At 41.4% G+C, this 13,061-nt stretch carries 9 protein-coding genes, 1 tRNA gene, 1 other RNA gene and 1 pseudogene; 8 read left to right on the forward strand and 4 right to left on the reverse strand.

Features of this window, described 5'->3' with window-relative positions; translation table 11 throughout:
* A pseudogene (locus tag C1E58_RS12650) lies at positions 1-208 on the forward strand (transposase); the annotation flags it as partial.
* Between the two features lie 116 nt (positions 209-324).
* Here C1E58_RS12650 and C1E58_RS10910 read toward each other — a convergent pair.
* Positions 325-918: a TVP38/TMEM64 family protein gene (locus tag C1E58_RS10910; protein WP_105114881.1), complete on the reverse strand. Its 594-nt coding sequence runs from the start codon at positions 916-918 to the stop codon at positions 325-327.
* Positions 919-1,029: 111 nt separating this feature from the next.
* Between C1E58_RS10910 and ssrA the strand changes: the two genes are divergently transcribed.
* The 3 genes from ssrA to add all read left to right on the forward strand — a co-directional run bounded on the left by ssrA (position 1,030) and on the right by add (position 2,625).
* Positions 1,030-1,377, forward strand: a transfer-messenger RNA (tmRNA) gene (ssrA, locus tag C1E58_RS10915).
* Between the two features lie 2 nt (positions 1,378-1,379).
* Positions 1,380-1,467: transfer RNA gene (locus tag C1E58_RS10920), tRNA-Ser, on the forward strand.
* Between the two features lie 150 nt (positions 1,468-1,617).
* Positions 1,618-2,625 (forward strand): adenosine deaminase, encoded by a 1,008-nt coding sequence (gene add / locus C1E58_RS10925; protein ID WP_105114874.1) that lies wholly within the window; start codon positions 1,618-1,620, stop codon positions 2,623-2,625.
* Between the two features lie 48 nt (positions 2,626-2,673).
* Here the strand turns inward: add and C1E58_RS10930 are convergent, their stop codons facing one another.
* From C1E58_RS10930 to C1E58_RS10940, 3 genes are read right to left on the reverse strand one after another with little or no spacing between them, the layout of a single operon-like run.
* Positions 2,674-3,456 (reverse strand): ABC transporter permease, encoded by a 783-nt coding sequence (locus C1E58_RS10930; RefSeq protein WP_105114873.1) that lies wholly within the window; start codon positions 3,454-3,456, stop codon positions 2,674-2,676.
* Positions 3,457-3,472: 16 nt separating this feature from the next.
* Positions 3,473-4,180: an ABC transporter ATP-binding protein gene (locus C1E58_RS10935; protein WP_105114872.1), complete on the reverse strand. Its 708-nt coding sequence runs from the start codon at positions 4,178-4,180 to the stop codon at positions 3,473-3,475.
* Positions 4,173-4,547: a GntR family transcriptional regulator gene (locus tag C1E58_RS10940; protein WP_044689247.1), complete on the reverse strand. Its 375-nt coding sequence runs from the start codon at positions 4,545-4,547 to the stop codon at positions 4,173-4,175. The genes C1E58_RS10935 and C1E58_RS10940 overlap by 8 nt, the downstream gene beginning before the upstream one ends.
* A gap of 154 nt (positions 4,548-4,701) precedes the next feature.
* Between C1E58_RS10940 and C1E58_RS10945 the strand changes: the two genes are divergently transcribed.
* From C1E58_RS10945 to C1E58_RS12560, 4 genes are all read left to right on the forward strand, one after another.
* On the forward strand, positions 4,702-7,812 hold the full coding sequence (locus C1E58_RS10945) for a DNA polymerase III subunit alpha (RefSeq protein ID WP_105210352.1): 3,111 nt from the start codon (positions 4,702-4,704) through the stop codon (positions 7,810-7,812).
* 82 nt (positions 7,813-7,894) lie between these two features.
* Positions 7,895-8,905 carry a 6-phosphofructokinase gene (gene pfkA / locus C1E58_RS10950; protein ID WP_105210353.1) on the forward strand — a complete coding sequence of 337 codons (1,011 nt, stop codon included), beginning with the start codon at positions 7,895-7,897 and terminating at the stop codon, positions 8,903-8,905.
* Positions 8,906-8,969: 64 nt separating this feature from the next.
* Entirely contained in the window at positions 8,970-10,475 is a 1,506-nt protein-coding gene (pyk, locus tag C1E58_RS10955; RefSeq protein ID WP_105210354.1) for a pyruvate kinase, read from the forward strand.
* A 157-nt stretch (positions 10,476-10,632) separates the two neighbouring features.
* Positions 10,633-13,020 carry an IdeS/Mac family cysteine endopeptidase gene (locus C1E58_RS12560; protein WP_330848258.1) on the forward strand — a complete coding sequence of 796 codons (2,388 nt, stop codon included), beginning with the start codon at positions 10,633-10,635 and terminating at the stop codon, positions 13,018-13,020.
* Positions 13,021-13,061: the final 41 nt, after the last annotated feature.

The raw sequence follows: 13,061 nt of genomic DNA on the forward strand, positions 1-13,061 counted from the left end.
TTCAAGAACTTAGTCAAAGAGGAATTGACAAGTAAAGAGGGAGCCCGCATTTATGCCAAACGCAAGGTGGATGTCGAACCTGTATTTGGTAGGATGAAGGGTGTTTTTGGCGTACGCAGAGTCCATGTCAGAGGTCAAAAAGTGGTTGAAACCGAGATAGGCTTCCTCCTAATGAGCATGAATCTAACGAAATTGGCTAAGAAATTAGTCCAAGATAATAGAGATAAAAAGAAAAACACAGACAGTACGGCTGGATTTCATCAGAAGCAGCTCGAATCTATCTGTGTTTTTTATTTATTGGCTAGTTTTTGCCCAGCCTCATTTTTATTGTAAGAATTGTTGTAAAAATTGGCTGCCATAAATCCAAAAGAAACTGTAGGCAACGATAGAAAATGGACGACATAGCAGGGTGATGGTGATAAATTTTCGGTAACTCATGCTGGTTAAACCCGTAATCATGACAACAACATCCGCAGGTGAAATCGGCGAGAGCATACAAAGAATGAAGAAAATATCATAACCACGCTTATTGTCAATCTTGCTTTCATACTTGTAGAAGGTTTCTTCGCTCATAAATAGCAAGCAGAACTTTTTGCCATAGCGACGAGCCATCCAGAAGAGAATGATACTGCCGACTGAAATGCCAACATAATTCAGGAAAAAGCCCCACCAAAAATTAAAAACAAGAAAGCCGACAACAGTAGTAACGCCACCTGGAATAATTGGAAAGACAACCTGGACAATCTGAATCGCTAAAAATGATAAACTACCAAAAGCTCCATGTCCCTTGATGAATTCAGTAAGCACATTTTGGTCATTTAAAATACCGATACGATATAACCAAAAAAGAAAAATAAATGTTCCAATAAGTGTAACAATACTTAATACTTGAATTGTTTTTTGCCAAAATTTATACATATCCATATTGTACCATATTTCAAAAATTTTTTAAAATTGTAAGGAAATTGTAAAAAATAGCTTTGCTATTTATGAAAAAATCTGCTATAATAATTCTCGTATCAAACCTAAGGGGTTGTTACGGATTCGACAGGCATTATGAGGCTTGTTCTGCAACCCATCGGCAGATGTAAAAATGCCAGTTAAATATAACTGCAAAAAATACAAACACTTACGCATTAGCAGCTTAATAACCTGCCTGCGTGACCAGTCGCGAATTGCTTGTGTTTGCTGATTGGTCTTAAAATAACAAGCTACGTTGGGATTGAGTTAGGCAGTTCCAAAAGAGATTTTCTAACTCGCTTGGTCTAGGTTTGAGTTATGTATCGAGCCCAAGTTAAAGCAAGACATAACCTATGGTTGTAGACGAATAAGTTAGCAGGTGTTTGGACGTGGGTTCGACTCCCACCAGCTCCATATATGGAAGATTACTCAAGAGGCTCAAGAGGCCGTGTTGGAAACGCGGTAGGCGTGTAACAGCGTGCGTGGGTTCGAATCCCATGTCTTCCGTATGGCAAGAACGATGAAAATCGTTCTTTTTTTCTTGCATAAACGAATAATGGAAAGTTGATAAAGTTCATTTTCTATCAAAAATATCTTGTGATTTATCTAAAATGTGATATGATAGTTAACAATATACTTACGAAAGAGGGATTGTTAATGTTGAATGTACAAGAATTAGCCAAGACAGAATTGCATTGTCATCTGGATGGCTCCCTGTCCTTGCCAATGATTCGCCAACTTGCTCAAATGGCTGGAATTTCAATTCCAGAAAAGGATGAAGATTTACGTCAGTTGGTCAGTATTGAGGGCAAGGTGGATAGCCTGATAACTTATTTGAAAACCTTTGATTTTGTTCGTCCTCTTTTACAGACCGCTCCAGCCTTGGAACTGGCGGCTTATGACCTGATAGAACAAGCTGCTAAGGATGGTGTTCTTTATATCGAAATCCGCTTTGCTCCCGAATTATCGACTGATCAGGATTTAAGTGTCCTAGATGCGGTGAAAGCGGTCTTGCGAGGAATGAAAAAGGGGCAAAATGACTTTGGTCTTGTAGCTAAACTTTTAGTCTGTGGTCTAAAACAGACTCCTCAAAGTCAGACGAGAGAAATCTTTTCAGCCATTGCAGATTTGGCCCCTCAAGGCCTAGTTGGTTTTGATTTTGCAGGAAACGAGGTAGACTATCCAACAGCAGACCTGGCTGACTTGATTGCATTTACGCAATCTCTAGGCTATCCTATGACTTTTCATGCCGGCGAGTGCGGATGTGTGACAAATGTTGCCCAAGCTCTGGCTTTAGGTATCAAACGGATTGGACACGGAACGGCTCTCAGCGGTCAAGCTGACGCTATTCAGGCTTTTGTCAATAGCGGAGCAACGCTTGAAATGTGCCTGACTTCCAATCTCCAAACCGGAGCAGCCTCTTCCTTAGCAGATTTTCCCTATGACCAACTGGTCAAAGCAGGTGCAAAGATTACGATAAATACAGATAATCGAACCGTTTCAAATACCAATTTGAACAAAGAATATGACCTGTTTGTAAAGCATTTTGGAACAAGCAAAGAAGAATTTTATCAGTTCAACCGAAATGCAATACTAGCTTGCTTTGCTAGTGAAGAAGAAAAGGCTTATTTACTTGACATTCTAGCTAATAACTATCAACTGTAAAAAGAAAGCTCTAGGCCATGTCTGAAATGACAGGCAAAGAGCTTTTTCTTATTGCAAATTCAATTTCTTGGTCATGATAAAGTGTGTACCAAAATAGTAGGCAAAGGCCAGAATGATATTTAGCAAGGCTAAGATAGGACTTGGGTATAATGGTAGAGCTGAATTATAAAGATTCTCTAGGTTGTTGGTATATATGAGAGTACCAAATACACCCACTACAATTGAAATTCCGATATAGGTCAAAATAGCAAACAGTAGTCGGTGGTCTTTGAAGAGTTGCCCAACAGAGATAGAGAAGTAGATAAGCAAAATCCCCATTGTTGACTCAATCAAGGCGTAAAATAGATGTGCAACAAGAACAGACCAGTCTAATTCTTGTATAACAGTTTGCAATTCAGGAATCATAAATTCTTCAGTTCCAAGCATGAGAACAGCCAAAACGATACCGATTGAAAGAATAGTAGTCATTGCAGCTAACAAATACCATACTAATGAGGCTACAAGTTTGCTGAGGATAATTTGATGGCTTGAAACTGGTAAGGTCATAGTTAGGTAGCCTTGACGACCATAAACATTTTTTCTAAAACGATTGATGACCATGAAAAAGGTTGACAAGCCAAGGGCAGCAATAAGGATTCCAAAAGTAAGGAAGGAAGTTCCAAAAAGAACCATTTCAGCACCACCAGGCTCTGTACTTCCTGCTTGTGTCCGTATAGACAGTGCTTGTAACCAAAATCCGAGTATAGCCGATAATGCTAAGGCACCTGCATAAATTCCTAAATACCATTTTCCAACGGATTGAAATTCATATTTGAGTAATTTCTTAAACATATCTATCTCCTTCTAACTAAGCCTTAAAGTCTTGGCGGAAGAGTTCGTCAATAGACTCCCCACTTTCAATACGGAGATCATCGACATTGCTATGGCGAATAACACTGCCATAATGTAGGAAAACAACTTCGTCCAAAATCTGTTCAACATCTGAAATCAAGTGAGTGGAAATGATAACAGAAGCGGTCGGCGAATAATTGTTGACGATGGTTTTTAGAATGTAATCACGAGCAGCAGGGTCAACACCGCCGATTGGCTCATCGAGGACATATAATTGTGCCTGTCGGCTCATAACTAGGATTAGCTGAACTTTTTCCTTGTTCCCTTTTGACAAGTGTTTCATGCGGCTGTTCAAATCAATTCCTAAGTCTTGCAAGAGATGAAGAGCGCGTTCCTTATCAAAGTCCGCATAGAAATCTGTAAAGAATCGAATGGCATCAGATACCTTCATGCTGTCATCCAGATAGGTTGTATCTGGCAAATAAGATACAATGGCCTTGGTTTCAGGTGATGGTGTACGGCCGTTGATAAGGATTTGACCATATTCAGGTTGCAATAGACCGTTGATGAGCTTGATAAGAGTTGTCTTACCTGAACCATTTGGTCCCAAGAGTCCGATAATCTTTCCAGCTGTCAATTTCAAGTTCACATTATTTAGAGCAACAGCTCCACCGTAGGATTTTGAAACCTGTTGCAATTCTACAAGGGTATATGCGTTACTCATAAGATACTCCTTTCAAATAATCATCTAACTGGTGGGTCAATTCATCTTGATTGAAACCTAGATCCAACATGTTTGTCACAAAGTTTTCTAATTCTTTCTGTGCCAAATGCAGACGGGTCTGTGAAATCAATTCCTGATTGTCTGTTACAAAACGTCCCGTGGTGCGGACTGAGTAAACAAATCCTTCTGTCTCCAAATCAGATAGAGCTCGCTGCACCGTGTTCGGATTGACACCAGCTGTTTCAGCTAAGTCACGAACGGTTGGCAATTTATCTCCTGATTTTAGTTGATTGGTCACAATCTGTAATTTGATGGTATTACTGATTTGGATATATATGGGCATATTGTTATCAAATTTCCAAGCCATAACTTTTTCCTTTCTAGGCATTTCTGCCAATACCTATGTCTTAACTTAATAATACAATAAAACATTTAATTTTGCAAGTCTTTTGATTGAATTTCTTTCAAAATATTTTTCGAGATTATTTGTTATAATAGAAGAAATAAATAAGGAGAAGACCATGCTAGCACAACTTGATACTAAAACCGTCTATACCTTTATGGATAGCATGGTGACGATAGAAGATTATGTGAAGAGAGCCAAGTCTTTAGGTTATCAAACCTTGGGGATTATGGATAGGAATAGTCTGTATGCAGCCTACAGTTTTATGGAAACTTGTCAGAAAGCGGGAATACAGCCAGTCATAGGTTGTGAATTGGACTGGCATTTTGCAGGTCTGGAGGGGGAATTGACTACCCAGATCATCGCTTTGACAACCAAGGGTTACCAGAATCTCTTGAAAATTTCTACAGCTAAAATGACAGGGCAGGATGATTTCGAGGTCATTCGTCAATATCTGGTGGATGTTGCTATTATTGTTCCCTATTATTCAGGGATTGAGCAGTTAGACCTTGGAATGGATTATTACATCGGAGTTTCTGCGGATGTAGAAGTACAGACCTTTCACCGCCCTATTTTACCTATCCACACGGTTCGTTTTTTTGAGGAGGAACAATTAGAGAGCTTGCAGGTTCTTCATGCTATTCGGGACAATGTACCCCTCAATCAAGTGGCGGATATAGATAAGCGGCAAATCCTCTTATCAGCGGATAGCCTAACCAGTCTATTTTCTAGTCGCTTTCCTCAGGCGGTAGACAATCTGCGTGACCTGGTAGCAGGTATTTCCTACCAATTAAATACTGACTTGAAGTTACCTCGTTTCAACCGTGAGAGACCTGCGGTGGAAGAATTGCAGGAGAAAGCCTATCAGGGCTTGGAAGAAAAAGGATTGACGGGGGCTGTCTATCAGGAACGCCTGGAAAGAGAGTTGTCCATTATTCACGAGATGGGCTTTGATGATTATTTCTTGATTGTCTGGGACCTGCTCCGATTTGGACGTAGCCAGGGCTACTATATGGGCATGGGACGTGGTTCTGCAGTCGGCAGCTTGGTGTCCTACGCCTTGAATATAACAGGGATTGACCCTGTCAAACATCACTTGCTATTTGAACGATTTTTAAATAGTGAGCGCTACACCATGCCGGATATTGATATCGATATTCCAGATATCCATCGCCCTGACTTTATTCGTTATGTACGGGACCGATATGGTAGGACTCACGCTGCCCAGATTGTGACCTATTCAACCTTTGGTGCCAAGCAGGCCATCCGCGATGTGTTCAAACGCTTTGGAACGCCTGAGTATGAGTTGACCAATATTACCAAGAAAATCTCTTTTAAGGATAATCTTTCTTCAGCATATCAACGTAATGCAGCCTTCCGACAGATTATCAATAGTAAAATCGAGTACCAAAAAGCCTTTGCCATTGCCCAGCAAATTGAGGGTCAACCACGCCAGACTTCCATTCATGCAGCCGGTGTGGTCATGAGTGACGAGGACTTGACCGATACCATTCCACTGAAAATGGGAGATGATATGCTGGTGACCCAGTATGATGCCCATGCAGTAGAGGCTAATGGCCTGCTCAAGATGGACTTTCTTGGTCTGCGAAATCTGACCTTTGTGCAAAAAATGGCAGAAGGGGTTCGAGAACGTTACCAAAAAGAAATTGATATTGCCCAGATTGATTTAGAAGATAGTAAAACCTTGGAACTCTTTGCTGCCGGCAAGACCAAGGGGATCTTCCAGTTTGAACAACCGGGTGCCATTAGCCTTCTACAACGGGTTCGACCAGAGCGTTTTGAGGATGTGGTAGCCACCACCAGTTTGAACCGACCTGGTGCCAGTGATTACTCAGATAATTTCGTCAAACGCAAACATGGGCAGGAAAGAATTGACCTGCTGGATCCATCCATTGCACCGATTTTGGAAGGGACCTACGGCATCATGCTCTATCAGGAGCAGGTTATGCAGATTGCTCAGGTCTATGCAGGTTTTACATTGGGGAAAGCCGACTTGCTTCGTAGGGCCATGTCCAAGAAAAATGCACAAGAAATGCAGGCCATGGAAAACGAGTTTCTGGCAGGTGCGCGTGAGCGGGGGCATGAGGAAGGAAAAGCTAGAGAAATTTTTGCCATGATGGCCAAGTTTGCAGGCTATGGTTTCAACCGCAGTCATGCCTATGCCTATTCGGCCCTAGCCTTTCAGATGGCCTACTTTAAGAGTCATTATCCAGATGTCTTTTTTGACGTCATGCTCAATCATTCAAGCAGTGCATATATTGAAGATGCCTTGCAATTTGACTTTAAGGTGGCTAAATTATCTATCAACACAGTTCCATATTATGACAAATTTGACAAGGATGAGATTTTTCTGGGCTTGAAAACCTTGAAGGGTCTACCCAAGGATTTTGCCCTATGGATATTGGATCAACGTCCCTACAAGTCAGTAGAAGATTTTGTTTTGAAGCTTCCTGACAATTATAAGAAGAAAGACTTGTTGTTTCCTCTCATTCATATTGGTTTGTTTGATGAGTTTGAACCTAATCGGAAAAAAATCATAGAAAATCTAGACAATCTCTTTGTCTTTGCTGAGGCATTCGGTACCTTTTTTGCGGAGGAAACCTATAGCTGGACGGAGGCAGAGGACTTTAGTGAAACCGAGAAGTTTGAATTGGAACAGGGGTTATTGGGTGTCGGCATTAGCCCTCACCCCCTGGTCAAAATCTGCCGTGAGTCCAAGCGAGCTCGCACAGACCTTGCTGATTTGGTGGCGGATCGTCGGGTGACCATTCTGGTACAAATTCAATCCATTCGTTTAATCCGAACCAAGAAAACAGGAGAACAGATGGCCTTTCTCCAAGTGAGTGATACCAAGAGAAAATTGGATGTAACCCTCTTTCCAGAAAGCTATCGTCAATTTTCTCAAGACTTGCGAGAAGGGACCATTAGCTATATAACGGGCCGGGTTCAGGAACGGGATGGCCACTTGCAGTTGGTCTTGGAACAGATGGAACCAGTTAGTCTGGAAAAATTTTGGATTTTGTTGGAAAATAAGGAGCATGACCATGCGGTTGCCCGGATTTTGGAAAAATATAAGGGAAACATTCCGGTTATTCTCCATTACCAAGATTCCAATCAGACCATCCGAGCAGAGCATTTTAAGGTTATGAAAACGCCTCAATTAGAGGAAGACTTAAGAGAATTTGCTATGAAAACGGTTTTTCGGTAAAAAATGGCAAAAAGTCAAGCAAGTTCTGTCTAAGTGTGTTATAATAAGGCAGTTAAATTGAAATGTAAAAGGAGCAAATGAAATGAAGCGTATTGGTGTTTTGACCAGCGGTGGTGACGCCCCTGGTATGAATGCTGCCATCCGTGCAGTTGTTCGCCAAGCAATTTCAGAAGGAATGGAAGTTTATGGTATCAATGAGGGCTATGCCGGTATGGTAGCTGGTGATATTCATCCATTGACTATCCGTTCAGTAGGTGACATCATCTCTCGTGGTGGTACTTTCCTTGGTTCTGCTCGTTACCCAGAATTTGCCAAGTTGGAAGGTCAACTGAAAGGGATTGAGCAGTTGAAAAAACACGGTATTGAAGGTGTTGTTGTTATCGGTGGTGATGGTTCTTACCATGGTGCCATGCGTTTGACAGAGCACGGCTTCCCAGCTATTGGTGTGCCTGGTACAATTGACAACGATATCGTTGGTACAGATTTCACAATCGGTTTTGATACTGCTGTGACGACTGCTATGGATGCTATCGATAAAATCCGTGACACATCATCTAGTCACCGTCGTACATTTGTTATCGAAGTAATGGGTCGCCATGCAGGTGACATCGCTCTTTGGTCAGGTATCGCTGCTGGTGCAGATGTTATCGTTGTTCCAGAGGAAGAATTTGACATCAAAGACGTCGTTGCTAAAATCAAACAAGGCTATGACACTGGTAAGAAACACAGTATCGTTGTCTTGGCTGAGGGTGTCATGCCAGTAGCTCAATTCGCAGAAGAATTGAAGGCGGCTGGTGATGTGAGCGATTTGCGTGTGACAGAACTTGGTCACATCCAACGTGGTGGCTCACCAACAGCTCGTGACCGTGTCCTTGCTTCTCGTATGGGTGCTCACGCTGTTAAATTGCTTAAAGAAGGTCGCGGTGGTCTTGCCGTTGGTATCCGCAATGAGCAAATGGTTGAAAATCCAATCCTTGGTACAGCTGAAGAAGGAGCTTTGTTCAGCTTGACAGAAGATGGTAAGATCATTGTCAATAATCCACATAAGGCGGACTTGGGTCTTGCTGTATTGAACAGAGAAATCTCGTTCTAATTTCTGAATATCATTCGTTAACTAGGGTCATAAGACCAGTATATTTTAAAGGAGTTTTTGTTAGATGAATAAACGTGTAAAAATCGTTGCAACCCTTGGTCCTGCGGTAGAAATCCGTGGCGGTAAAAAATTCGGTGAAGATGGTTACTGGGGCGAAAAATTAGATGTTGAAGCTTCAGCAAAAAATATTGCCCAATTGATTACTGAAGGTGCTAACGTATTCCGTTTCAACTTCTCACATGGTGACCACCAAGAGCAAGGTGATCGTATGGCGACTGTACGTCGTGCAGAAGAAATCGCTGGTAAAAAAGTTGGTTTCTTGTTGGATACAAAAGGTCCAGAAATCCGTACAGAATTGTTTGAAGGTGAAGCTAAAGAGTTTGCTTACACAACTGGTGAGCAAATCCGTGTTGCAACTAAGCAAGGGATCAAGTCAACTCGTGAAGTTATCGCTTTGAACGTTGCGGGTGGTTTGGATGTCTTTGACGATGTTGAAGTTGGTAAGCAAGTTCTTGTTGACGACGGTAAACTTGGTTTGACGGTTGTTGAAAAAGATGCTGACAAACGTGAATTTGTAGTAGTTGTTGAAAACGACGGTGTTATCGCTAAGCAAAAAGGTGTGAACATCCCTAACACTAAAATTCCTTTCCCAGCACTTGCTGAACGTGACAACGCTGACATCCGTTTCGGTTTGGAACAAGGTTTGAACTTCATCGCGATTTCATTCGTTCGTTCTGCTAAAGACGTTGAAGAAGTTCGTAACATTCTTAAAGAAACTGGTAACGAGCACGTTCAACTCTTCTCAAAAATCGAAAACCAACAAGGTATCGACAATATTGATGAAATCATCGAAGCTTCAGATGGTATCATGATCGCTCGTGGTGACATGGGTATCGAAGTACCATTTGAAATGGTTCCAGTTTACCAAAAAATGATCATCACTAAAGTAAACGCAGCTGGTAAAGCAGTGATCACAGCAACAAACATGTTGGAAACAATGACTGAAAAACCACGTGCAACTCGTTCAGAAGTATCTGACGTCTTCAACGCAGTTATCGATGGTACAGATGCTACAATGCTTTCAGGTGAGTCTGCAAACGGTAAATACCCAGTTGAGTCAGTTCGCACAATGGCAACTATCGCTAAAAATGCACAAACTCTTCTTAACGAATATGGTCGTTTGAACTCAGACAAGTTCAACCGTACATCTAAGACAGAAGTTGTTGCTTCAGCAGTTAAAGATGCTTGCCACTCAATGAACATCAAGTTGGTTGTTACAGTTACAGAAACTGGTTACTCAGCTCGTGCTATCTCTAAATACCGTCCTGATTCAGATATCTTGGCAATTACTTTCACTGAGAAAGTTCAAAAATCAATGATGTTGAACTGGGGTGTTATTCCAGTTGTGACTGAAAAACCAGCTTCTACAGACGACATGTTTGAATTGGCTGAGAAAGTTGCAAAAGAACAAGGCTTGGTTGAAGCAGGTGATGACATTGTTATCGTTGCCGGTGTTCCAGTAGGTGTTGCTGGTTCAACAAACACAATGCGTGTTCGCACTGTAAAATAATTTATTAGAAAAAAGCCTATTGTAGCAACGTTTCTACGTTGTACGATAGGTTTTTCTTTTTTGTTTTGGGCATTTTTGGGGTATATATGTGATATTATTTTGAAAAACAACCATGTATTGATATAATAAAAGATGATGAAATTGAAAGAGATGAAGTATGATTACTTATAATATCCGTTTTTCGTTGAGAAAATTATCTGTTGGTTTGGTTTCAGTTGGCTGCGTATTTCTTTCCTATCAATCTCCCATTTCTGTTTTGGCAGAAACTATGCCAGGCATTGTAGAAAGCGAACAAATAGTAGAGGATGTCATTTTGAATGAGACGATTGAACTAGTTTCAAGAGAAGAAACTCAAGAGTCAATTTCTAATACTACAGATTTGGATCGAAGTCAGGAAAGTGTCAGCTTGTCTGATAGTGTTGAAGCTGACTTGGTAGAGGGTTCTGGGGTTCATCTACAAGCTGAAGAACATCCTACTGAGGATACGTTCGCCCTTGCGCAGGCTAATCTTGATGGTTCAGTAAATAGTAGTGAAGATAGAAGTATTAAGCCTTCGGTATTACCAGAAGAAAGTCTTACAGAAGCCACGGAACCACCTGTCAGTCATTACACTACCGAGGATGGAGATCTTCGAGAAATTATTTGGGCACAAGGAGTAACTCCTCCTAATATGGGACAGGGAGGTACTTTTAAGAAGGAAGTAACAGGAGAATTCATAGAGTATTCCATGCCCTATGAAGCTGGTAATGGTTATTATGATGCCAACAAGAGTTTAAATGCTTCTCTAGAGGACTTGAATTTGTGTTTTGCTGCGGTTTCTTCCAATATGTTACATTGGTGGTTGGAACAGAATAGCGATTATGTAGACCGTTTCATTGAAGAAAAATACGGCTCAGACCAAAATCAGCAGCATTATTCTTTGACGGATCTACGACGGTATCCAAATTCTTTTGAAGACCAGCAAAATAGCCGTATTTTTAATCTTTTCAAGACCTACTATGGTCATCGTTTGAATGGTTTTGTGTCGGATGCTCTGGTAGATTTGTTTATCAATGGCTATTCACCTAAAAGTCAAGGTGGGGTTAACTTAGAAAATCCTGATTTGGTACCAGATAAGCGTGGCGGCTTTTTCTATGAGGTATTTAAAGAGAAAAAGCTGACTGACCGGATATTTAGTGGTGACTATCGTTATTTTGGGAACTTGGTTCGGAACAATTTAGAAAATCAAGGTCTGCTTGGCTTGTCTTATAGAACCTTTGGGACGACCACTCATATTGTGACGGTTTGGGGAGCAGAGTATGATGAACAGGGGCAGATTCGAGCGGTTTATATTACAGATTCAGATGACCAACATGAACCAATCGGTTTGAAGCGGATGGGGATTACTCGGGATTCTTCGGGAAATCCTCGCCTGACTAATAATGTTGTGAGACATTCTTTTGGTTCACAATTGGACTATGTTCACACAATCAATCTGGGTCGGAAGCATTGGGAAACTTATTTTAATCCTATAGAGGAGGCAAAGCAGAAAGCTGAACAAACACTTGAGGAAGAAAAATTCAGTTTCTTGCAAGCGATTCGAGAACAGGAAGAGTTTTCAGAACAGGATAAAAGAACCTACTCTCTCCTTGTAAATGCCAAGTATGCAGAATCTTTGGACCAAATCAATCAAGTTACGGATAGTCAAGTTTTGGCTGAAACCTTGAAATCGGCTCTTCAAAGTATACGAATTCCAATGCAATTTCTTGGGCCCTCTCTTACTTTTAGTAGACCAACAGGGCATCTTGAACTCCACGGCACCTCTGTTACGCATGAGTTGCCGGAAGGTCACCTTTCGCTTCATGGTTCTTCCGTTACGCATGAGTTGCCCGAAGGTCACCTAAGTCTTCACGGTTCTTCTATTACGCATGAGTTGCCGGAAGGTCACCTTTCGCTTCATGGTTCTTCCGTTACGCATGAGTTGCCCGAGGGTTATCTTTCTCTTCATGGTTCTTCCGTTACACATGAGTTGCCGGAAGGTCACCTTTCGCTTCACGGTTCGTCAGTTATGCATGAGTTGCCCGATGGTTATCTCTCACTTCGGGGGTTCTCTGTTACAGAGAAGGAGGTTTCTGGGACAGGAAGAGTGAGCCCATCTGCTAATACGATTTTGGAAACAGTGTCTGCTAGATTAAGTGTGGACAGTAGAGAGTCTATTGCTATCGAACGAAACCGTTTAAACAGATTGGAAAACCTTAGACAAGTGTCTCCTACAGATGCAGTTGTCAATCAAGGAGGTTATTCTGAAAATCTTGTAGAGATGACTTTCAGCAATGAAAGAGTGCAAGAAAAACAAGAAGTAACTATTGCGAAAACCGAACCATCATCAAGTCAAAAACAAGATAAATCAGCCCGCGAGAATGTTGCAAAAGAGTTTGCTACCTCAAAAACGGAGCTAGAGGATAGAAGTGTTCCACTTCCTTATCTGGCAGTAGCAGCTCTACTAGTGACAGGTCTCATCAGTTATTGGGCACTGGCTTCATCATTTTTAAAAGCAAAACAGTAAACAGAAAAGGCTACTCAATTCGAGTGGCCTTTTAGCTGTCT

Origin of the sequence: Streptococcus suis, from assembly GCF_002964575.1 — a bacterium.
GTDB classification, from domain to species: Bacteria; Bacillota; Bacilli; order Lactobacillales; family Streptococcaceae; genus Streptococcus; species Streptococcus suis_R.